Source organism: Desulfovibrio sp. 6_1_46AFAA, assembly GCF_000224635.1.
In the GTDB taxonomy this organism is placed as follows: Bacteria; Desulfobacterota; Desulfovibrionia; order Desulfovibrionales; family Desulfovibrionaceae; genus Desulfovibrio; species Desulfovibrio fairfieldensis.
The window spans coordinates 263940-283728 of the sequence record NZ_JH114304.1 but is presented as its reverse complement, the minus strand read 5'-3'; the positions used below and the strand labels follow the sequence as shown (position 1 = coordinate 283728).

The following is a 19789-nucleotide window of genomic DNA, read 5'->3' as shown; positions in this document are numbered from 1 at the left end:
ATTGCCATGCCGCTTTATCTTGTGCGTGCCGGGAGCAAGGGCGAGTTTGAAGATAATTTTTTGCAGGACAACCGTGTGTATCTGAGGTGGGGCGGTGCGTTTCCCAATCGGAATATTGCGAAAATGGCCGACTATGAGCAAATCAAAACAGCCATGATCGCGCAAAACCCTGACGAACAGGTGCGCAAGCTCATCAACGGGGCAGGTCAGATCAATGCTTTTGTTCACACCATGCAAATTGGCGACTGGATAGTACTGCCTCTCAAACGTAAAGCCGCCATAGCTGTGGGTGAAATAACCTCTGCCTATACTTTCGATCCCAGAGCGGAAGAAGACTTTCGCCACTTCAGGAATGTGCGCTGGCTGAATACGTCTATCCCGCGCAATGTGTTCGACAAAGATTTACTCTTTTCTTTCGGCGCATTCATGACCGTATGCAGGATCACCCGTAACGACGCAGAGAATCGTGTCAAACGGCTCGCTGCAAACAATTGGCAGGCATCGGCCAATATACTTGGTGATGTGGCCCGCACTGTGGGGGGCGACACCGGACAAGCCCATGAAGACAGCGCTCCTCTGGACCTGGAAGAACTGGCGCGCGATCAACTGTCCGAGCTTATCAGGCGCAAGTTCAAGGGCATTGCCATGGAACGTCTGGTGGAAGGTATTCTGAAGGCACAGGGTTTTGTAACATGCGCACACCTGAAGAAAAACGCGATAAAAGGGACAAGAGTATAGATATCCTTGCCGCGCGTGGAGAGCTTGGATTTGATGCGCCCCGAATTTGTGTGCAGGTAAAATCCGGACAAGACCCCATGGACAGGCCGACATTAGACCAGCTTCGAGGAGCCATGACACGCTCCAAAGCGGAAAAAGGGCTTCTTGTTGCGTGGGGTGGATTTGCCAGAACCGTGGAAGAGGAAATTCCCGTTCAGTTTTTTGATGTGCGTCTGTGGGATGAACAAGAACTCATTGCCCAATTACTTAATGTTTATGAGAAACTTGACGCTGATTTGCGAGCGGAGCTGCCCTTGAAGCGTGTGTGGCTGCCCACAGCCTCGCAAGAAGAGATGTAGTTTTAATTTGTACGTCCACATCATCTTGTAATGTCTCTGTATTTTTTATGGGATTTCAGCGAATAATCATGTTTCAACTCAAAACGGACACAATTTTTGTATACACTTAACTGGGTTCCCCATTTTTTGCGGGCATAGCCTTCCGCAACCTTGGCTGCCAGCTCGTCTGCGCCTGAAAAAAGCACCTCTTTGCCGGTGTCGCGCACCTTGCCGCCGCCGGGCAGGGTGAAGACCACCGCGCCCTTGGCGTCCACGCTACGGGTCATGTCTTCCGGGCGAACAGCCAGGCCGCGCAGGGCTTCCTCCTTGAGCACTTCTTCCATGCGTAAGTAAGCCAGCAGGGTTTTCTTGCCTTTGCGGCTCTGGTCGGTGTCGGCCAAGACTTCCACCTGCTTTTCCGCGTATTCCGCCTTGATGTTATCCAGCGCGGGCGGCCTGGGGGTGATGGAAGGGTCTTCCAGCTCCACAGACTGTTTTCGGGAACGCAGCACGGCCAGGGCGGCTTCATCGCCCTGGTCGGCATGACGGCGCAAAAAGTCGTTCCACGATTCATAGGGCGGCGCGGCCTGCTCCTGCCGCAAGCGGGCCTTGGCTTCGGCCAGTTCCGCTGCCTCTTTCTTCCGGGCGTACTGGATCAGATTACGCCGGTTCTGCTTGAGCATGGTGGATTTTTCGACCTCTGTCCGCTGCTGTCGCCATTTTTCGCGTATGTCGGCCAGAGTCTCGGCCTGACGGGCTTTCTCCGCTTCGGCCTGCTGCTTCCGCTGGCGGCTTCGGCCTGATAGCGGGTGTGCAGAGCTTCCCCTGCCGGGCTGCGCTGCACGGGCCTGTTGCGGTAGCGGGATTCTTCCTTCACCAGAATGGGCATGGGCGGCTGATAGGCTCCCAGAACCTTTTCCAAGCGGCTTTTGGACAAGCGCCTGTCCATGTCACTGGCTTTCAGCGCCTGTTTGCCGTGGCGGCTCTTGATGATAAGGCCGTTGCCCTTTGGGCGGATTTCCAGTCCGTGCCGGTGCAGTTCCTTGTGCAAATCCTGCCAGCTTTTTGCAGCATCCAGTACCGCCAGAATGGATGCGGCACGCTCCCGCACATAGCTGTCGAAGGATTGCACCCCCTGCTGCGCCTCCAAGGCTATGGCCCGCTCATTACGCTGGCCGCGCTCTTTTTCCATGCCGTTGTCCACGGTCAGGCCGTATTCGTGCTCAATCTCCCGGCACAGGGCATCGCGCTTGTTGTAATCCCACGGGTGATCGTTACGGTTCAACGTAACCGGGTGGATGAGGTTGTACGCGATCTGCATGTGGATATTCTGCGTGTCAGTATGGATTGCACAATGCCGCTGGTGCTCAGACAGGCCCAGCGCCTGGCTGAAGCGCCGTTCAATGTCACGCAGAATGTCCGGCGTGAGCTTGGTTTCGTCCTCCGGGCGGAAGCTGACCACAAGGTGGTAGCTTTTGTTGGACGCAACACGGGTGTTCAGGGCCTGCACGTCCTGCACTTCGGCAATGCCCTCGGCGTAATCATCCCCGCCCACGCACCCGGCGCACCACACAAGCGAGGGCTTTTCTTTATCCTCGGCATACTCGCCGGTGCGGGCGATATATCGGGCCAGCCGCCCGTAATTGTCGTTTTCCGGCTCAATGGGGATATGTCGGCTTATCATGCTGCCTCACAGGCGGGCGATCAGGTTTTGGATGGCCCCGGAGGCAGTTATCCAGAGAGCGCAACAGCGGGTAGATATGCACCTTGTCGCCGCTCTGGGCCAGGGTCTGCTTGAGCAAGCGCCGATACTGCCCATTTCGCCCTTCATACGGCGAAGTTCCATGCGTTCGCGCTGGTACTCAAGGCTTTTGAGCGGCTGTCCCTGGCTGGTCAGGGCCAGGAAGCGCGAAAGTGACAATCCGGCCCGGCTGGCGCTGGCCTGTACGGCGCTGAACTCCTTTTCCGTCAGATAGGTTGTCACGGCTTTTTTCTTGGTGGGCATGGGTATTCCTCACTGTAGGGACTTTGGCTGGGGTGGCGGGCTTGGGGGCTTTCTGCGCAGCGGTGAACACGCGCCATGCGTATTGCCGCCCGCGTTCTTCATCCGGCGAGTGATATTTGCCCACGGCCCGCCAGTTGAGGCCATGCCGGGCGATTTCCTGTTCCAGAATCCAGACGCCCCAAGTGCGGTTCACCTCCGGGTCGAGTAACGACGTGGGCGGGATATTATGCCGCTCCATCCACCAGCGGTTGATCTGCATCACCCCCACGTCGAAGCTCTTGCCGCTGCCCTGTGCGGCGGCAATGATGGCTTCGGCCTCCTGCCGGGTGGCGGGGTAGTAATCTTTGCCCGCCACGTTGACGGCAAGGGGATTCAGACTGGATTCCTGCCGGGCAATGGCCTCTATGAGCCAGGCCGGGGGCCGGGTTTCCTCTGCCGTGGCCGTTACGGCCAGCGGCAACACAAGCGCAAGCGCCACAAGTATTGTTTTGAGCATTTTTGCCTCTCTGTTTTCAGTGTTGAGCACGAAGTGCGAATAAGCCCGCCCTCCCACGCAGGGAGCCGGTCGGGAAGTCAGGCCGAAGGTACTGTACTTCCCATGTCCGGCCCTCTGAAAGGCCAATACTGTAGCATCTGTATAAACATTTTGAACTACATAAATCGCTATTAGGACAACTTATTCTTAAATATTGTTATGCATTACTGCCTTCACTTGCCGATGCTTAAAAATGGATACACCTCGTCTATGCATGCCTAAATATACTTCAGTATTGTTCAGACGTTTGCAGGGTGTCCATGCCGACTTTACCGATGTGCAAGGATTGGCGGATGAAACGTGATGGAGTGGGAAGCGTAATCTCACATTTTGCAGCAGGCTGCTGCAAAATCAGGAAGGCACTGGCATGGTTGGCCTCATCCTCTGTGTCAATTGCGAAGGCGCGTACTTTTCCCTATTTTCAATAGCTCCCGTTAATTATGGCAGATTCGCCACAATTAAAAACTGGCTAACCAAAGCTGTCCTGAGCAAGCCGGACTCCTTCTTCTCTCTTCTGATTTTTGTCTGTTGATTTTTATGCCCGACAGCTACGGGCCAACCATGCGACACTTATTTTTTTGAGTGCTGCCAAAGGTGGAAAGATAATGCTCGTCATGGTGAATCATGGCGGAAAATTCGTCTTTGGAGGGCAGGCAAAGCCAAGGAAGCTCAAAATTCAGAAAAAGCCCATGAGGCCAGATGCGCAAAGTCCGCTATGTGCGTCTGCCGGGGCTGAAATCAGCAGGCAATCCGAGTTCTGCGTTAGTCCGTCGTCGGCACTCGTCTGGGTCGAAACCGGCAATCATATATTTTGCGCAAACCATGTTCCAGCGCCGTGTTTCTTCCGTGCGCTTTTCATCAGTTTGAAAAGAGGGCTGCTGAAAAAGCGTTCTGCCCGCCTTCTTGAACGTGTCCCGCATCCTGCCCATGAAGTCCGAGAGCTTACGGTTCAGCTTCTGAGCTTTGCGGCGTAGCCTCTCAGACGCCTTTGCCCGCTCCCGTTGCAGCATAGGGCCAAGCCCCAGCCACTCGAAGAGCGTATCTGTCACCACGCGGGTGGCCCGGCAACCGAAGTAATCCCCTTCCTCGTTTTGGGTGCGCGGCTGCGTTACCCTCATGAATCCCGCTTCCTTGAACAAGGCAATGGCCCGCTCTATCCGGCGCTGACCTATGCCGGAATCCCGCACGATGGTGCGCATGTCGATGTCGATGAAGCCGCTGGCGGGCGTGGGAACGCCCAGGCACATGGAAGCAAGGTCAAGGTGGCTCAGAATCGTTTCCAGCACGATCTGGCAGGCCTCACGGCGTTCTGAGCGGGTCTGACGATTGGGGTGTGACAGCAGCGGGCATTTCTTCGGATGGAAGTACCACGCCTTGGCCCGTTCCGCCGCCAGGGACAGGATGCGCGGCAGGCCGCCTTTGCCCTTTCTTATGGGATGGGCAGGACTCAGCTTCGGCTGCCGGGGATCATGGCCGCAACGGTTGCCGGTGGGGGCGCTCATCGTGTGGCCCTCATGCTCGCAAGACGGGCAAAAAGGCCGAAATGGCTCAGGGTATAAATAGGGTAGAAAAATTCTGCCCGCAACCCATTGTGAGTGCTAGATATTCTGTGTTTTGCCTGTCGCAGGAGCGAAGAAAAGAATGGAAAAATGCCGGAGAAAAGTGGAAGCGTCTTCTGTTCAGAATTGCCTGAAAGACTGCCCTCAACGGCCAGGGTATAAATAGGGTAAATTAAAAAATTCTGTAATTCACTAAAATAAAAGGGTATTTTAGGTATTTTTCGCCAAATTTTCCGCTGGAGGCCGAAAACGAAACAAGGGTTTATGTGCTGCTTTTGCACATAAACCCTTGAAATTATGGAGCCGCCTGTCAGATTTGAACTGACGATCTGCTGATTACGAATCAGCCGCTCTACCAACTGAGCCAAGGCGGCGCGGGGAAATTTGTTTGTCGCGCCAGGGTAGCAATAGGGTAACAGAAACGCAAAATTACCAAAACCATCTTCAGGGTAACTTGCTGATTTCCCTAGCCTTAATCCTTCAAAAAGCTCCGCCGCACTTCTTATTACGAATCAGCTGCTCTACCAACTGAGCTAAGCTGGCGACCGGCTTCTATTGCCAAAAAAGAGCCGCTCTGTCAAGAAGGGCATCAGGGCCGTTCCAGCACCAGCGGGATGGCGTGCAGCTCATGGCTGATTTCTTCCGTGGGTTCCAGGCTCCAGCGGCTGGTTTCGGGCCAGCCCAGGCGCGCCGCCACAGCTTTGGCCACACCGGCCACATTGAGCACCGGATGGCGCTGGAAAACCTGGGGCAGGCCGTAGGTCAAATTACAGACCAAGCATTTGCCCGGCCGCCGGCGCAGTTCAAAGGCCAAAACCGCCCGGTCGGGCGTCACGTTCCGGCAGACCAGCCGTATGTCGTAGGCCCCCTCCTCGGCGCCGCCGAACAGCGCGTCAAAAAAATCATCCGTCCGCTGGGCCGGAAAAGCTGCATCCAGAAAATCCTGATCAAGCGTTGCCACGGTTCTACACACTCCTGCTGAGAGATACGCGCCACTGGGGGCCGCTTCACAATACCATTGCTTCTTAGCGGTAAAAATGCCCGGCCATGTTTCACAAGGCCCGCGAGTTTTCCGCAGGAGGACTTTGCCCGCCGTCAAGCGGAAATCTCAAGCGTACGATGCGTTATGACGCAAGCCGACGCAAATCCTGATCCGTCACGCGCTGGTCCGCGCCGGGCAGGCGCTCCAGAGCAAAATCCGGCAACAATTCCGCCGGGAGCACGGGCCAACCGCGCGGGTTGAGCCCGGCCAGCCGGGCCAGCAGGCCCACAACGCGCCTGGGGTCCGCGCCCCGCTCGCGCAAAACCCGCAAGGACAAACTCCGGTGGCGCTTGGCCAAACGCTGGCCCTCGCCGTCCAGAAGCAGCGGAATGTGCGCATACGAGGGGACAGCATGCCCCAAAAGCCGCAAAAGAGCGATCTGGCGCGGCGTGGAAGACAGGATATCCCGCCCGCGCACCACCTGGTTTACGCCCATAAGCGCGTCGTCCACGGCCACGGCCAGTTGATAGGCCAGCACGCCGTCGGAACGCCGCAAGGCGAAATCCCCGCCGCATTCCGCCAAACAAAAGGATTGGGGCCCCAGCAGCGCGTCCACAAAATCAACGCGCTCCGCCGCGCAACGCAGCCGCACGGCGGCCTTGCGCCCGGCCCGGAGCAGGGTCTCCCGCTGTTCCACGCTCAACTCCCGGCAAATGCCGGGATAGGGCGCGCCCGCGTCATCCACATGCGGGGCCGCGGCCAGCAGGCGCAGTTCCTTTCGGGTGCAGAAACAGGGATAGGTCAGGCCCGCGGCCTCCAGCCGGGCCAATACGTCCGCGTATACGGCTGTGCGTCGGCTCTGCTCATACGGCCCGGCGGGTCCCCCCACATCCGGCCCCTGATCCCAGTCCAGACCCAGCCAACGCAGATCTTCCAATATGGCCGTTGCGAATTCCGGCCTGGAACGCTGGGGGTCGATGTCTTCCAGCCGCAGAATAAGAACGCCCTTGCGCGCCCTCACCGCCAGCCAGGCCAGCAGGAAGGCCCAGGCATTGCCCAGATGGACGTAGCCCGTGGGACTCGGGGCCAGCCGACCGCAAATGCGGTCCGCAGGCTGTTGCGGCGGGCCGCCCTCATGACCGCGAGGCGGCATGGGCTTATTTTTTGTTCCAGGGCATGGCCGAAAGCAGCAAGCCCAGGCCGCAGAAGCCGGTCACTCCGGCAAAGACCAGACCCGCGCCCACAAAGGCGGACAGCCAGATCATGGGCGGCCAGACGAACACTCCGGCCAGGCCCAGCAGCACCAGCGCGCCCGCGCCGATCTGAATCTGGCGGAACAGAGGCATGCTCTGCCGACCGCGCTCCACCGGCAGGCCTTGCTTGGCCCAGGTGCTGACGCCGCCTTCCATCTGCAAGGCGGGTCCTCCGGCCAGCTCTTCCAGCAGGTCACTCTGCTTGGTGGTGCGGTTGCCGGAATTGCAGGTGAATACAATGGGCAGGTTCGGGCTGGCCGGGGCCAGACGCGTCCATTTGATGACGGAGAGCGGGGCCACTTCAGCGCCGGGCACGCGCACGGCGTTTACTTCATCGGGCTCCCGGATGTCCACGAGACGGATTTTTCCGTCCCGAAGTTTTTGCAGGGTTTCAGCGGGACTGATAACAGGAAGCATGAATATACCTATGATTGCTTGCGGCTCTTGGTGCCGGAAGATTTTTTACTTTTCTGGTGGGAAGAGGAGGCCACCTTGGGAGAGGCTTTCTTATCGGAGGCACGGGCAGCGGTTTTGCCGCCCTTGGAAGCGTGCTCGGCCTTGCTTTTTCCAACCTTGGCTGCCTTGGCGGGTGCGGCCTTGGCGCTGCGCCGCGTATCGTTGCTGGCGACCTGCACCACTTTGTCGCGAGAGGCGCGGCGTGTTTTCACACTGCGGCGGGATTTGGCCGGGCTTTTTTTCTGCACGGAGAGTTCGCGCACGGCTTTTTCCTCGGCATAGTCGTTGAGACGGCTTTCGGCCTGGGCCACCAGGTTTTCATTGCCTTCAAAATTCACACGGCGCGCGCCCAGGAAAGTGCTGCTGAAATAGGGGTCACTGAGAGAGTTGATCCGCACTTTGGTGCGGCGGCGCGGGCTGTGGATGAATTTGCCGTCCCCCACGTAAATACCCGTGTGATAACCCCGGCGGGGATGGCGGAAGGCCACAATGTCACCGGCGCGCATATCTTCCTGATTCTTAATGCGCTGGCCCACCGCGGACTGCTCCCGCGCGGTGCGCGGCAACTGCACGCCCACGCTTTTGTAGGCCCAGCAGACAAAGCCCGAGCAGTCAAAACCGCCCGGACTGGACCCGCCCCGCACATAGGGGGTCCCGATGGCCGAACGGGCCTTGCGCAACAGCTGCCTGCTGGCCTGGGCCTGGTCTTCGTCCAGAGCCGCCTCATAGGAACGGCGGAAGCGCTCCACACGCATATTCTCATCGGCGGCATTCTGTTTGGCCGCGCACCCGAAAGCCAGGCCGCAGCCCATAATCAGCGCACACAGTTTCAGATATTTACCCATTCGCACTCCATTCCCAGCATGTTGCGCTTGAAATTGCCGCGTACCGATGAAGTCAATTCACCTTGCGACAATTTCGCGGCGCGGATCTTGTAGAAACCCGCACAGAGCATTCAGACATTTTCAATGCAAGCCATTCCGGCAATGACCGTCCCACCGGCAAGCGGCGGGCAACGGGATAAAAAAACGGGCAGGTCCATCCCGCCCATTCCGGTAATTGCGTCATTCAGGCCTTAAGATCCAGCAGCGTCCCCAGCATGGCGTCGCCGGTACGGACAACCTGGGCGTTGGCCTCATAGGTCCGCTGCGTGGAGATCATCTGCGTCATTTCACGCCCCAGATCCGTGCCGCCGGGATTAACAAAGTCCGACTCCATGGACGCCGGAGCGGTGGATACGGCCGGGTTATTGCGGACCTCGGCGGGAAGCCGTCCGGCAACGCCGGAATCCTGAAGCACGGCATCCAGCCGCACGCCCCGGCCGCCGGGGCCCGTGGCATAGACCGCGTGTTGCGGCGCAAAGCCCGCCGTGTTCACGTTGGCCACATTGTGCGCCGTAACAGCCATACCCCAAGAATGGGCATTCATGGCCGACGCGCCCAGATTCATACTGCCGGTAATGCCGCTCATCATTTACACCTTAGCGGCTCTCATAGCATAAAATCAGCCCACTGCAAAACGCTTTTTCCCGTGCCGGACCGGATCCGCCAAACCCTAAGGCCGAGCGCCTTTCCGGGCTCCGGATGCGGCCAGACCGCGTTCGATGCGGGCAAAGGCGTTATGGTTATGGATGGACTCCATGCTCTCCACCTCCACGCTGAACCAGTCCACATGCGTGTGCCGGGAAAGGCGCTGCGCCACATTGCGCACCACGTCCTCCACAAAGGCCGGGGCGGCAAAGGCGTGCTCGGTGACGAATTTTTCGTCCTCGCGCTTGAGCAGGGTATAGACCGCCGAGGAACCCGACTCTTCGGCCATCTCGATGAATTCCTCCAGCCAGGAAAAGCCGGTCATGCGCACGCGCATGCGCACGATGGCCCGCTGGCTGTGCGCACCCTCACGGCTGATGGCCTTGGAGCAGGGGCAGACGGTCATCACCGGCACGTCCAGATCCAGCAGAAAGGACTGCCCGTTTTCACCCAGTTCGCCGGTAAGGCGGCAGGCATAGGCCACGGTGCCGGGGCTGCCCGAGGCCGGGGCCGCCTTGCGGATGAAATAGGGAAAACTGAAGCGCGCCCAGGCCCGCCGCGCGCCCAGGCGTTCCTTGATGTTTTCCAGCAGGCGGCGCACCGACTGGTAGCTGATTTCCTCATTCCACTCCTCCAGGGCTTCCACAAAACGGCTCATGTGGGTTCCCTTGAAGGCCGAAGGCAGGTCCACGCCCAGGTCCACGCTGGCCACGGTCTGCTGACTGCCCCGGGCGCGATCGCGCACCAGCAGGGGCAGCCTGAGTTCGCGCACACCCACGCGGTCGATATTCAGAGGCACTGTGGGGGCATGGCTTTGTACGTCTTCCATCAGGCCAGATCCTGTCCGGTTGTGGTCACGCTGAACGTGCCGTGTTTGACGCCGCGGCAGGAGATCAGCCGGTCGGCCAGAGCCCGCACGCGCTCGGCCTCGCCCTTGAGCACCAGCACCTCCAGGCAGTTGTAATGATCCAGATGCACATGCAGGGTGGTCACGATGATGTCGTGGTCGTCGTGCTGAATGCGCATCAGCCGCCGCGCCAGATCGTTTTTGTGGTGGTCGTAGACCAGGGTCAGCGTGCCCGCGCCCTGCCCCTGGGATGTCCGCCAGTCCTCTTCGACCAAAGCCTTGCGGATCAGGTCCCGGATGGCTTCCGAACGGTTGGAATAGCCCTTGCGCGCGCAGAGCGCGTCAAAAGGCCCCAATAAATCCTCATCCAGCGATACGCCGAAACGCGCCAGTTTGCCCATACATTCCGCCTGCCGTCTGTAGAAATAATTCCAGCCCGTGCGCGCTCAGTCCGCCCGCCGCCGGATTTCCCATACCTGCACGGTCACCGGCACGGGCTGGGCATAAAGGGGCTCCACCCGCGCGGTATGCACACGCCGCCCCTGCCAGCCGCCGCTGTGCAGGGCGTGCAGAAAAGCCTCATACACTGAGCGCCCCGGCTCGGCCACCCAGGCCGCGCCGTCCGGGGCCAGGGCATGCTCCAGAAAGCGCAGCACCGGCGCCACAAAACGCTTCTCATACATGATGTCCCCGCCCCAGATCCGCGCCATGCTCCGTGCGCGCACCGCCGGGCGCCGCCAGTCCATGAGCGCCCAGCACGGCGGCGTCACGCCATTGAGAGCCGCGTTGCGCGACGCGAAATGCAGGGCGGCTTCCTCGTAATCCACAGCCGTGACCCGCGCGCCCAGCCATTGGCCCACCAGAGCGGTGAGCCCCAGGCCGCAGCCCAGATCCAGGCAGGCGCGGCCCGCGATCTCCTCTTGCCGGGCCGCCAGCCAGCCGGCCAGAGCCACGCTGGAGGGCCAGAGCTCAGTCCAGTAGGGCAGCCGCTCGTCCTCGAAATTATGAGGATCGGCGGTCATGGCATCCCAGAGTTCCTCCAGATCGGCGGCCCGCGTCAGGCGCCATTGCCGCCCCGCCGCGGCCACGCTGATTTCCGGCGTGTAGGCCTCAAGAGCGGCGCTCTGCCCTCCGGGCCCCTGAGATTCCGCCGGGGCGGATGCTGCGGATACGTATTTCACGCGAAGGAATATAGCCCAACGTCCGGGGGCTGTACAGCAGGCCGCATTGTCTCACAGCGGCGCTTCTGCTATGGTGCGTCGTGGAGGCTGAGGGAACCGCATATGGGGCAAGACATTTTTGATCTGATCATCGTCCTGGCGTTGGTCTTTTTTGCCGGACGGGGCTTTGTGCACGGTTTTGTGGGCGAAGTGGCCGGGGTGGTTTCGCTGGTGGGCGGCTTCTGGGCCGCGCACGCCTATCACTCCCTGCTGTCCCCGCGCCTCACGGCCATTGCCGACCCGGCCTGGCGGACCATCGCCGCCTACGTGCTGATCTTTCTGGCCGTGATTCTGGTCGTGGCCGTGCTGGCCCGCCTGCTGCAGAAAATCCTTTCATTTTCCTTCGTCTCCTGGGCGGACAGGCTGGCGGGCGGCCTGCTGGGCCTGGCCAAGGGCGTGCTGCTCTGCGCGCTGGCGCTGCTGGTGTTGCAAAAATTCTTTCACGACGCGCCGTTCATGCAGCATTCGCGCGTCCTGCCCTATTTCAACGCCCTGATGGAACAGGTGCGCACCTGGCTGCCGCCCGATCTCGTGTCCCGCCTGGGAATCTGAACCGGCGCGTCATATGCCCATACTCATACCAAGGATGCACAGCGTTATGGAAAAAAGCGCATTGGAAGAGTTGCAGAACGTCATCGAACGCCTGACGGGCCCGGACGGCTGCCCCTGGGACAAGGAACAGAGCCCGGAAAGCCTGGCCGACTACATTATTGAGGAAAGTCACGAGCTGGTCAGCGCCATCCGCTCGGGCAAAACGGACGACATCCGCGAAGAGCTGGGCGATGTGGCCTTTCTGCTGCTCTTCGTGGCCCGTTTGTGCGAAAAGCGGGGGCAATTCAACTTCAGCGACGCCCTGAACACCAGCCGGGCCAAGATGATCCGCCGCCATCCGCACGTCTTCGGGGACACGGTCTTTGAAAACCTGGACGAGCAGCTCAAAACCTGGGAGGCCATCAAACGCGCCGAACACGCGGACGCCGACGGCGCGCCCCAGGGCATTTTCGACAGCCTGCCCGCCAGCCTGCCGCCCCTGGTCAAGGCCTACCGCATCCACTCCAAGGCCGCGCGCGCGGGCTTCACCTGGCCCGAGGACGAAGAAGTGGAACAGCAGGTGGAGGCCGAATGGCTGGAATGGCTCGACGCCTCGGCCAACGGCGACGCGGAGGCCCAGAAGCACGAACTGGGCGATCTGCTGTTCAGCATTACGGAGCTGGGCCGCCGCAAAGGCATCAAGGCCAATGAGGCTCTGGATCTGGCCACATTGCGTTTCCTGCGCCGCTTCGCCCGCATGGAAGAACTGGCCCGGGAGCAGGGCCGGGACTTCACGGAGCTTTCCCTGGACGACAAGGACGAGCTCTGGAACGCGGCCAAGGCGGAGGAAGAAGCCCAATCCGCCGCCAAGGCCTGACGGAGACGGCCCATGCCGCTACGGACGCGACCTTCAGCTTCCTCCAGGGCCGGACGGTCGGCCGGGCTGCCCGTCCTTCTGTCGGCCGTCATGGCCTGTTGTCTGGCCTCTTGCCTAGTCTGTTGCCTGGCGGCCTGCACGCCCTCAAAACACGCGGCGCGCCCGGCCTCCGGCGCAACGCCGGCCCAGGCCGCAAGCAACGGCCTGCCCAGAGCCGACCCCGGCTATCTGCAATGGCTTGAGCGGCAGTCCATGCTCGGGGCAGCACCCGAACTCACCGCCCAGGTTTCCGGCACGGAACGCATCTGGCGCAACAGCAGCACGGCCCGGCGGTTGCCTGTGCTGCTGGGGGCCGCGCCCAACTGGTTCGCGCTCAATCCGTACACCGTCAGCACAGGACAGCCCGTGTTCCGCGCCCTGGCCGGAGGGACCGGGGCCGGTTTCCCGGACGCGCTGCCCCAGGCCGGGCTCAATGGGCTGTTCGTCTCCCCCACCGGCGAGCGCGGCGACCTCTGGAACAAGCACAACCAGTCCTCGCCCGGCGGGGAAAACGTCGCCTCCCTGCGTTTTGACCCGGCCCTGGGCTCGGACGCGGACTTCGAAAAACTGGCCCAACGCCTGGAACCGTTGCAGATCCAGATGGGCGGCGAGCTGCCCCCGGCGGCCACGGGCCTGGGACCGGACTTCATTCTTCAGGCGCGGCGGGCCGCGCGCTTTGACGGCATCTACGCCATGATCGCGGTGCCGCAGAAAGACTGGGGTCTTTTGCCCCGCCTGCCGGACGAGTGGGAATGCCTGCCCCTGCGGCCCGAAGCCGTGGCGCAACTGGCCCAGCGCGGCCTTTTGCCCGACGCCTTGGTGCGCGATTCCCTGCCCTGGGCCACGCCCGGCGGCTGGGCCGCGACCGGCGAAGTGCGCGGGGCCGACGGCCGGATCCGGCGCTGGGTCTACCGCTACAGCGGCGACGCCCTGCGGCCGGTGCTGCTCTGGCAGGACCCATCGGGCCAAGCCAGGCGCATTTTTTCCGCCGCCATCATCCGGCATACCGGCCTGCAGCAGCAGACCCTGACCGGCCTGCGCCTGGAAGCCCTCATGGGCCTGGACGTGCCCGCCGGAGCGGCTGAAGACGCGGCCGCCGCGCAGGCGGCCCATCCCGGCGGCGGGGATGCGGCCCGCCTCGCCCGACTGACGCCGGGCCTGGACGCTCTGGATGAAGCCGCGCGCGAAGTGCATCGCTACGGCGGCTGGGCCATGCAGGACGACGTGCTGCCGCCCTCGCTCACGCCCGTTGTGCTGGCCGGGGCCGTGGATTTCAGCCGCGACAGCATCACCCCGGCGGCCGCCGCCTATGCCCTGCTCAGCGGCGACGCGGCCCCGCTGGCAGCCCTGCTGCGCGCCTCACAGGCCTCCGGCGTGGACCAGAGCCGCCTGGCGCGCGGTCTGCACGACTGGCAGGCCGTGGACTGGCAGCCCCTGCTGGACCTGCCGCAGGGCCGGGAACTGATCCGCAAGGCGCAGCGTCTGGCCGGCGCCCCGCCCGAGGCCATGCAACTCTGGACCACGCCCGCCTCTCTGGCCGCGCGCGCTCTGGGCCTGAAACCGGCGGAAGCATCGGCTTCGGCGGCGGACGGCAGCGGCAAAAGCGCGGCCCTGCGCGAAGCCTGCCTTTTGCTGCTGGGCTGGCGTGTGGGCCTGCCGGGCTTGAGTTTTGTGAGCCCCCAGGATCTCAGCGGGGCGCTGGACCTATCGCGCTCCACGGCGGATCTGCCCGCCAGCCTGGGCCTGACGCCTCTCTGGGGCGGCAATCCGGGCGGCGTCGCACCTGACGCGCCGTCGGCTTTCGGCGCTCTGGAACAGCAATGGGCGGACAGACAAAGTTTTCTGCACAGTATGGCCCGCCTGTTGCGCGCCCGCCGCGACGCGGGTCTGGCAGAGGGCAAACTGCTGGCGGTATTCAGCGGACCGCCGGGCTGCGTGGCCGTGCTCAGCGCCCTGCCCTCGGGCGGCTGCTGGCTGCTGGCAGCCAACTTTTCCGCTGAAAAACGCATTTTCCCCCTGGCACTGCCCGCCGGTATTACGGCGCGCACTGTCCGGGACATCGGCGGCGGCCAGGACCTGTCTTCCGCCTTGACGCGGAACGGGCACGGCCTTGAACTGGAGCTGGACGGCCGCCATTCCCGCCATGTGCTGCTGGACGGCCCGGCAGCGGGCCTTGGCCGATAGAGTTTTGAGACAAAGTAACATTGAAAAGTTACTTTGCTCCAGCGGCTGCGAAAGCAGACGCCCGCGCCGAAAGCCAAGGCAGGGCCGCGTTCCCGCCGCGCGTCAGCCGTTGCCGCTGGGCGGCTTGCTTGAGCCGTTCACGGCGAAGCCGTGTTACGGATCAAGACAGCAGCGCTACGGATGACGACAGCGACGATAGGCTGAGGGCAGCGTCACCTTTGAGAATGTCAATTCTCAAAGGCAATCTGTTCTAAGAAAGCGCTGATTAATGAAGATTTTTGTTCTCTGCCAAGGACGGCGAACCGCGGGCGGAGGGAGCATATTCAAACCCGGCCTTCGCACGGAATGAGCCGGACGCAGGCAGAGGGCAAAAAAACCATTAATCAGTGATTCCTAAAAGCATCCACCCCTTGCAGCAAGGAGCGACGCCATGACTTCAGACAAAGCCCCCACCCCTTCCCCGGACGCTTCGCCGGAGAGCAGGACGGACGCCATGCCCGACGCCGCTCCGGAGACCACGCGGGCCGCAACGCCGGATCACACGGCCGCTACGGGCACGACGCCCGAACAGACAGGACCAGACGGACAGGACGCCGTTGCCGGTCAGCCGGAAGCTGACGCAACGCCGGATGGCACACACGCCGATAAAAATAAGGGCGGCCATGTGCCGCCGCGCGCGGAAAAACAGGCCGCGCCGGTCCCCCCCGCTGGCCAGGCCGAAAAATTCTTCCAGGCCCTTTGCTGCCTGGGCCCCCTGGTGCTGCTGACAGTGCTGGCGGCCCAGGCCTGGCCGGATTTCTGGCAGGGCTGGCGGGGCGACGCCCTGTATTGCCCGGCAGAGGTCCGGAACATCCAGATCTTCCTGCACGCGCAGCAGGACGGGCAATGGCTGGCCCCGGGGGCGGGCCTGGCAATGGAGTCGGCGGCGGGTTTGGCGGCGCAGTGGCCGGGCTTCACCTGGTTTCTGGCCTCCCTTGCCGCGCTGCTCCCGCCCGCCCTGCTCTTTCCCCTGTCCGGGGCTCTGGCAGCCGCCCTGGCTCTGCTGGGCGTCTGGGGCCTGAGCCGCGCGGCGGGCTTCGGCTCCAAGGCGGCCCTGGCCGCCGGTCTGATTCTGCTCTGCATGCCTATTTTCGCGCCTCTGGCCCATTTCACGGGTCCGGCGGCTCTGGCGGCCGCGCTGCTGCTCTTCTCCCTGATCTGCTTCTGCCGGGGCTGGCAGGCGCAACGCGCCTGGTTCTACCTACCGGCGGGCTTTGTGCTGGCCGGTCTGGCAGGCCTGACCGGCGGGCTCTTCCATCTCTTGCTGCCCCTGCTCGCCAGCGCCCTCTTCCTGCTCTGGCGGGCCACCTTCCGCCGGGCCCAGGCTCTGGACGCCCTGACCGGCTTTGTCCTCCTTCTGCTGCTTCTGGCCCTCTGGCTGGGCGGGATCATCCTCTGGACCAACGCCGAAGGCTATATGCAAGGCCTGTTCGCCACAGTGAGGCAATGGCACGGCCCGGTGACCGCCCGCTGGTGGCTGCCCCTGGCCGTGGCCGGTCTGGGCCTTGTGCCCTGGATCGGCATGGTGGTCTGCGTTTCCTGGCAACGGGTGCTGCGCTCAGCCTGGAGCGATCTCAAGGCCTCCCGAGCGGAACGCGCCGGTTCGGCCTTTGTCTGGATAAGCATGGTGCTGGCTTGTCTGCTGAGCCTGTTCATGCCCATGGCGCAGCTCCAGAGCGTGGCAGTCTGCCTGGCCTGCCTGGCCGCGCCCCTGCTGGGCAAGGCCCTGCTGCGCCTGCCCCATCTGGGCAGCCGCCTGTTTTACCTCATCGCGGCTCTCTGCCTGCTGCACGCGGGCATGGCCCTGGTAGCGGCGAGCTTCGGCTTTTCCCTGGACTGGATGGCGCGCTTTTTCTCCTGGCCCCTCAGCCCGGAACAGCGCGAAATGATTCTGGGGCTCAAGGCCCTGCCCGTGCTCGGCACGCTCTGCCTGCTGGCCGCCGTGGCCATGACCCGTTTTATCCGGCGGGACCATCCGGGCGGCGCACTGCTGTTCTGCACTCTGGTGGCCGTGATTCTCACCCAGCCGGCTGCCCTGATGCTCGCGCCGGAGCTGGCGGCCCTGCCTGAGGCCCATCTGAGCCGCCTCCAGGACATCCGGATGCCGACCATGCCGGAAAACGCCGTGACGCCCGCCGCGCCCGCGACGCCGCAGGAAGAAGGTGCGCCGCCCGTCCCGGCCGCGCCGGAAGCAACTCTGCCGGACCAAGCCCCGAACCAAGCCTCGGAGCAGGCACGGGAGAATGCCGCACCCGCGCCGGAACCGGCAGCGCAGCCCGAGGCCGCCCGGCCTGAAACACAGCCGGAAACGCCGCAAGCCGTCGAGCCCCTGCCGGAAACCGCGCGCGAAGCCGGGCCGGAGCAGACGACCACTCCCGCACCCGTGGCAACGCCCGAGGCCGCTCCCCAATCCTTACCGCAAAGTGGGAAGCAGGAAAACGCGCCCGCCGCGCCCTCTTCCGCCAACTGATTTATTCCATCACACAAGAAGTCAAGAGAGCCGCTCCGGATGTGTTCCGAAGCGGCTCTCTTGACTTCCGCCGCGATCAGACGCGGAAGTCAGGGCATTTCAAGGTTGAAATGCTCTAAGGGGGCTGCGAGAGCAGCCTTCTGCTACGAAGCCGAAGCGCAATTTATTTGCGCTGTTGCCTCTCCCGTTAGCGAGTCTTAGAGCTTTACGGGCGAGGACAGCATAGCCAAGCGGCAAAGTAAGCGTGTTTTTACCTCTGGAATGTGCAGCATTTCAAAGGTAATCCGCTCTGAAGCAATTCACTTTTGAAATAAGCGAATTCTATCTGTTGATGGGCGGCGCATTGCCCCCGGCCTTGAGCATGGTGCCCAGGTGGCGACGGGCCAGAGCCAGCTCTTCCTCGGTGACGCCGGGCATGTCGCGCGGGCGGGTGCCGCTCATGTCGTTGCCTTCTTCCACAATGACCAGGGCCGCGGCCATGCGGCCCATGACGCAGAAAAAGCGTACCGGGTCCCAGCCCTGGGCGCGCACCCATTCCGCCGCTTGGGGCGAATAGAGGAAGTCCGCCTTACCGTTGCGCAAGACCGGATGGGCCTCTTCCTTATGCTCCTTGGCCCAGGCCCGGAAGCGGGGCAGAATTTCCAGAAAACCCACCAGTTCCTTGTCGGTGACCGGCGGTTGATTTTCATACACCGTGACGGCCTGGGCGGCCTTTTTCTGGACGGCGCGCGCCGCCAGGGCGTCCTGGGCCAGGACCGGCGTCAGGCTCAGAGTCGCGACCAGCACCGCGACCAAAGCCAGCCCGGCCCGAAAAAGCCGACGCAGCAACGTCGGCGTTCTGTGATAACCGTTATTCATTCAATACCGAACCGCACTAAATTTAGAGAGTCTGTCCATATTGTGATAGGACTCCACATACCGCAGTGTGCCGGTTTTGCCGCGCAAAACCAGAGAATGAGTCACCGCGTGGCGGGCGCTGTAGCGCACGCCGCGTAAAAAGTCGCCGCCGGAAATGCCCGTGGCGGCGAAGAAACAGTCGTCGCTGCGCACCAGGTCATTGACCGTGAGCACTTCGCGCAGATCTATACCGGTCTCGTTGATGGCCTCTTTTTCCACATAGGACTGCGGGTCCAGCCGGGCCAGAATCTGCCCGCCCATGCCCTTGATGGCGCAGGCGGCCAGCACGCCTTCCGGAGTGCCGCCCGTGCCCATCATCACGTCCACTTCGGAACGCGGGTCCACAGCCATCAGCGATCCGGCCACGTCGCCGTCGGTCTGCAACTGGATGCGCGCCCCGGCGGCGCGGATTTCCTCGATCAGGCGCTGGTGACGCGGCTTGTCCAGCACAAAGACCACCAGATCCTGCACGCTCTTGCCCATGGCTTTGGCCACATTGTCCAGGTTGACCCTGACCGGCGCGTCCAGGTCGATAACGTCGCGCGCCTCGCGCGCCACCACCAGCTTCTGCATATAGTAACTGGGACCGGGATCGAACATGCTGCCCTTGGGGGCCACGCCCACCACGGAAATGGCGTTGGGCCGCCCGTAGGCCAGCAGATTGGTGCCTTCCACCGGGTCCACGGCCACGTCCAGACGCGGACCGTCGCCCATGCCCACCTTTTCGCCGTTGTAGAGCATGGGCGCATTATCTTTCTCACCCTCGCCGATGACCACCATGCCGTCGATGTGCAGGGTGGAAAAACTGATGCGCATGGCGTCCACGGCCGCGCCGTCCCCGGCCTCCTTGTCGCCGCGGCCAAGCCAGCGGGCTGATGCCAGGGCCGCGGCCTCGGTGATGCGTACAATATCAAGGGCCAGGTTTTTCTCCGGTGCTTCCGCCATGACATCCTCCAGCTGATGGAACTGCGTTGTTTGAGAACTGGTTTTACTCCACTGCGCGCCGGGCTTCAAGGGAAAAGCCCGGCCCCTTCAGGGCAATCGAATGAATGCCTTAATCGTCGGATATTCATTTGCATCCATACGTGTGCCTTCCTTAAATCCGCGAACACAGCCGACGCAGTCGGCAAGTGAGCGGGGGCTGGTTTTGCGGGAATTTTGCAAAATTGGCGATTTTTTCGTGCGGGCAAGGCAGCGGCACGTTTTTGAGCGGAGCATACTTGAGTATGTGAGCATCAAAAATGCGCCGGTAACGCCGCCCGCGCGGAAAAGGCGGATTTTGTAAAATAACCGCAAAGGTACAGGAAGGCT

At 62.2% G+C, this 19789-nt stretch carries 21 protein-coding genes and 1 tRNA gene; 6 read left to right on the top strand and 16 right to left on the bottom strand.

Annotated features, from left to right (window positions below):
• The first annotated feature begins 6 nt into the window (after positions 1 to 6).
• Together HMPREF1022_RS13920 and HMPREF1022_RS17615 are read left to right on the top strand one after the other, a co-directional pair.
• Positions 7 to 738, top strand: a complete 732-nt coding sequence (locus HMPREF1022_RS13920) for a restriction endonuclease (protein ID WP_009303593.1) — start codon at positions 7 to 9, stop codon at positions 736 to 738.
• Positions 693 to 1076, top strand: a complete 384-nt coding sequence (locus HMPREF1022_RS17615; RefSeq protein ID WP_083823321.1) for a restriction endonuclease — start codon at positions 693 to 695, stop codon at positions 1074 to 1076. The genes HMPREF1022_RS13920 and HMPREF1022_RS17615 overlap by 46 nt, the downstream gene beginning before the upstream one ends.
• Positions 1077 to 1096: 20 nt before the next feature.
• Here HMPREF1022_RS17615 and HMPREF1022_RS16720 read toward each other — a convergent pair whose 3' ends face one another.
• The 14 genes from HMPREF1022_RS16720 to HMPREF1022_RS13860 form a co-directional block, all read right to left on the bottom strand.
• Positions 1097 to 1738 carry a hypothetical protein gene (locus HMPREF1022_RS16720; RefSeq protein ID WP_009303591.1) on the bottom strand — a complete coding sequence of 214 codons (642 nt, stop codon included), beginning with the start codon at positions 1736 to 1738 and terminating at the stop codon, positions 1097 to 1099.
• Positions 1711 to 2739, bottom strand: a complete 1029-nt coding sequence (traI, locus tag HMPREF1022_RS16715) for a TraI/MobA(P) family conjugative relaxase (RefSeq protein WP_009303590.1) — start codon at positions 2737 to 2739, stop codon at positions 1711 to 1713. Before traI ends, HMPREF1022_RS16720 begins: the two co-directional genes overlap by 28 nt.
• Positions 2740 to 2745: 6 nt before the next feature.
• Complete coding sequence (locus HMPREF1022_RS19205; protein WP_442852271.1) at positions 2746 to 3027, bottom strand: plasmid mobilization protein; 282 nt, start codon at positions 3025 to 3027, stop codon at positions 2746 to 2748.
• On the bottom strand, positions 2918 to 3556 hold the full coding sequence (locus tag HMPREF1022_RS13910; RefSeq protein WP_009303589.1) for a lytic transglycosylase domain-containing protein: 639 nt from the start codon (positions 3554 to 3556) through the stop codon (positions 2918 to 2920). Before HMPREF1022_RS13910 ends, HMPREF1022_RS19205 begins: the two co-directional genes overlap by 110 nt.
• A 752-nt stretch (positions 3557 to 4308) precedes the next feature.
• On the bottom strand, positions 4309 to 5097 hold the full coding sequence (locus HMPREF1022_RS13905; RefSeq protein WP_009303587.1) for a hypothetical protein: 789 nt from the start codon (positions 5095 to 5097) through the stop codon (positions 4309 to 4311).
• Between the two features lie 355 nt (positions 5098 to 5452).
• Positions 5453 to 5528 (bottom strand) — tRNA-Thr (locus tag HMPREF1022_RS13900).
• Between the two features lie 215 nt (positions 5529 to 5743).
• Positions 5744 to 6115 (bottom strand): hypothetical protein, encoded by a 372-nt coding sequence (locus tag HMPREF1022_RS13895; protein ID WP_009303586.1) that lies wholly within the window; start codon positions 6113 to 6115, stop codon positions 5744 to 5746.
• Positions 6116 to 6278: 163 nt separating this feature from the next.
• A complete protein-coding gene (gene gluQRS, locus HMPREF1022_RS13890) occupies positions 6279 to 7289 on the bottom strand; it encodes a tRNA glutamyl-Q(34) synthetase GluQRS (RefSeq protein WP_009303585.1) in 1011 nt (336 codons plus the stop codon).
• Between the two features lie 4 nt (positions 7290 to 7293).
• On the bottom strand, positions 7294 to 7806 hold the full coding sequence (locus HMPREF1022_RS13885) for a rhodanese family protein (protein WP_009303584.1): 513 nt from the start codon (positions 7804 to 7806) through the stop codon (positions 7294 to 7296).
• Between the two features lie 8 nt (positions 7807 to 7814).
• Complete coding sequence (locus tag HMPREF1022_RS13880) at positions 7815 to 8690, bottom strand: C40 family peptidase (RefSeq protein WP_009303583.1); 876 nt, start codon at positions 8688 to 8690, stop codon at positions 7815 to 7817.
• 223 nt (positions 8691 to 8913) lie between these two features.
• Positions 8914 to 9315, bottom strand: a complete 402-nt coding sequence (locus tag HMPREF1022_RS13875; protein ID WP_008685373.1) for a flagellar basal body rod protein FlgC — start codon at positions 9313 to 9315, stop codon at positions 8914 to 8916.
• 84 nt (positions 9316 to 9399) lie between these two features.
• On the bottom strand, positions 9400 to 10203 hold the full coding sequence (folE2, locus tag HMPREF1022_RS13870) for a GTP cyclohydrolase FolE2 (RefSeq protein ID WP_009303581.1): 804 nt from the start codon (positions 10201 to 10203) through the stop codon (positions 9400 to 9402).
• On the bottom strand, positions 10203 to 10622 hold the full coding sequence (gene nikR / locus HMPREF1022_RS13865; RefSeq protein ID WP_008685371.1) for a nickel-responsive transcriptional regulator NikR: 420 nt from the start codon (positions 10620 to 10622) through the stop codon (positions 10203 to 10205). Before nikR ends, folE2 begins: the two co-directional genes overlap by 1 nt.
• Before the next feature lie 45 nt (positions 10623 to 10667).
• Complete coding sequence (locus HMPREF1022_RS13860; RefSeq protein WP_008685370.1) at positions 10668 to 11402, bottom strand: class I SAM-dependent methyltransferase; 735 nt, start codon at positions 11400 to 11402, stop codon at positions 10668 to 10670.
• Positions 11403 to 11504: 102 nt separating this feature from the next.
• Between HMPREF1022_RS13860 and HMPREF1022_RS13855 the strand changes: the two genes are divergently transcribed.
• The 4 genes from HMPREF1022_RS13855 (at position 11505) to HMPREF1022_RS13840 (ending at position 17581) form a co-directional block, all read left to right on the top strand.
• Positions 11505 to 11993, top strand: coding sequence for a CvpA family protein (locus HMPREF1022_RS13855; RefSeq protein WP_008685369.1), 489 nt, complete (start codon positions 11505 to 11507; stop codon positions 11991 to 11993).
• Positions 11994 to 12039: 46 nt separating this feature from the next.
• Positions 12040 to 12849, top strand: a complete 810-nt coding sequence (gene mazG / locus HMPREF1022_RS13850; RefSeq protein WP_008685368.1) for a nucleoside triphosphate pyrophosphohydrolase — start codon at positions 12040 to 12042, stop codon at positions 12847 to 12849.
• A gap of 12 nt (positions 12850 to 12861) precedes the next feature.
• Positions 12862 to 15072: a hypothetical protein gene (locus HMPREF1022_RS13845; RefSeq protein ID WP_009303579.1), complete on the top strand. Its 2211-nt coding sequence runs from the start codon at positions 12862 to 12864 to the stop codon at positions 15070 to 15072.
• Between the two features lie 430 nt (positions 15073 to 15502).
• On the top strand, positions 15503 to 17581 hold the full coding sequence (locus HMPREF1022_RS13840; protein WP_009303578.1) for a hypothetical protein: 2079 nt from the start codon (positions 15503 to 15505) through the stop codon (positions 17579 to 17581).
• Positions 17582 to 17902: 321 nt separating this feature from the next.
• Here the strand turns inward: HMPREF1022_RS13840 and HMPREF1022_RS13835 are convergent, their stop codons facing one another.
• Together HMPREF1022_RS13835 and glpX are read right to left on the bottom strand one after the other, a co-directional pair.
• Entirely contained in the window at positions 17903 to 18439 is a 537-nt protein-coding gene (locus tag HMPREF1022_RS13835; protein WP_008685364.1) for a hypothetical protein, read from the bottom strand.
• Positions 18440 to 19423: a class II fructose-bisphosphatase gene (gene glpX, locus HMPREF1022_RS13830; RefSeq protein ID WP_008685362.1), complete on the bottom strand. Its 984-nt coding sequence runs from the start codon at positions 19421 to 19423 to the stop codon at positions 18440 to 18442. It lies immediately after the preceding gene.
• Positions 19424 to 19789 lie beyond the last annotated feature (366 nt).

Bases quoted from the DNA above. Each gene is read 5' to 3' on its own strand.
- HMPREF1022_RS13920 (WP_009303593.1), top strand. From the start codon at position 7: ATGCCGCTTTATCTTGTGCGTGCCGGGAGCAAGGGCGAGTTTGAAGAT.
- HMPREF1022_RS17615 (WP_083823321.1), top strand. From the start codon at position 693: ATGCGCACACCTGAAGAAAAACGCGATAAAAGGGACAAGAGTATAGAT.
- HMPREF1022_RS16720 (WP_009303591.1), bottom strand. From the start codon at position 1,738: ATGCTCAAGCAGAACCGGCGTAATCTGATCCAGTACGCCCGGAAGAAA.
- traI (WP_009303590.1), bottom strand. From the start codon at position 2,739: ATGATAAGCCGACATATCCCCATTGAGCCGGAAAACGACAATTACGGG.
- HMPREF1022_RS13910 (WP_009303589.1), bottom strand. From the start codon at position 3,556: ATGCTCAAAACAATACTTGTGGCGCTTGCGCTTGTGTTGCCGCTGGCC.
- HMPREF1022_RS13905 (WP_009303587.1), bottom strand. From the start codon at position 5,097: ATGAGCGCCCCCACCGGCAACCGTTGCGGCCATGATCCCCGGCAGCCG.
- gluQRS (WP_009303585.1), bottom strand. From the start codon at position 7,289: ATGCCGCCTCGCGGTCATGAGGGCGGCCCGCCGCAACAGCCTGCGGAC.
- HMPREF1022_RS13885 (WP_009303584.1), bottom strand. From the start codon at position 7,806: ATGCTTCCTGTTATCAGTCCCGCTGAAACCCTGCAAAAACTTCGGGAC.
- HMPREF1022_RS13880 (WP_009303583.1), bottom strand. From the start codon at position 8,690: ATGGGTAAATATCTGAAACTGTGTGCGCTGATTATGGGCTGCGGCCTG.
- HMPREF1022_RS13875 (WP_008685373.1), bottom strand. From the start codon at position 9,315: ATGAGCGGCATTACCGGCAGTATGAATCTGGGCGCGTCGGCCATGAAT.
- folE2 (WP_009303581.1), bottom strand. From the start codon at position 10,203: ATGGAAGACGTACAAAGCCATGCCCCCACAGTGCCTCTGAATATCGAC.
- nikR (WP_008685371.1), bottom strand. From the start codon at position 10,622: ATGGGCAAACTGGCGCGTTTCGGCGTATCGCTGGATGAGGATTTATTG.
- HMPREF1022_RS13855 (WP_008685369.1), top strand. From the start codon at position 11,505: ATGGGGCAAGACATTTTTGATCTGATCATCGTCCTGGCGTTGGTCTTT.
- mazG (WP_008685368.1), top strand. From the start codon at position 12,040: ATGGAAAAAAGCGCATTGGAAGAGTTGCAGAACGTCATCGAACGCCTG.
- HMPREF1022_RS13845 (WP_009303579.1), top strand. From the start codon at position 12,862: ATGCCGCTACGGACGCGACCTTCAGCTTCCTCCAGGGCCGGACGGTCG.
- HMPREF1022_RS13840 (WP_009303578.1), top strand. From the start codon at position 15,503: ATGACTTCAGACAAAGCCCCCACCCCTTCCCCGGACGCTTCGCCGGAG.
- HMPREF1022_RS13835 (WP_008685364.1), bottom strand. From the start codon at position 18,439: ATGAATAACGGTTATCACAGAACGCCGACGTTGCTGCGTCGGCTTTTT.
- glpX (WP_008685362.1), bottom strand. From the start codon at position 19,423: ATGGCGGAAGCACCGGAGAAAAACCTGGCCCTTGATATTGTACGCATC.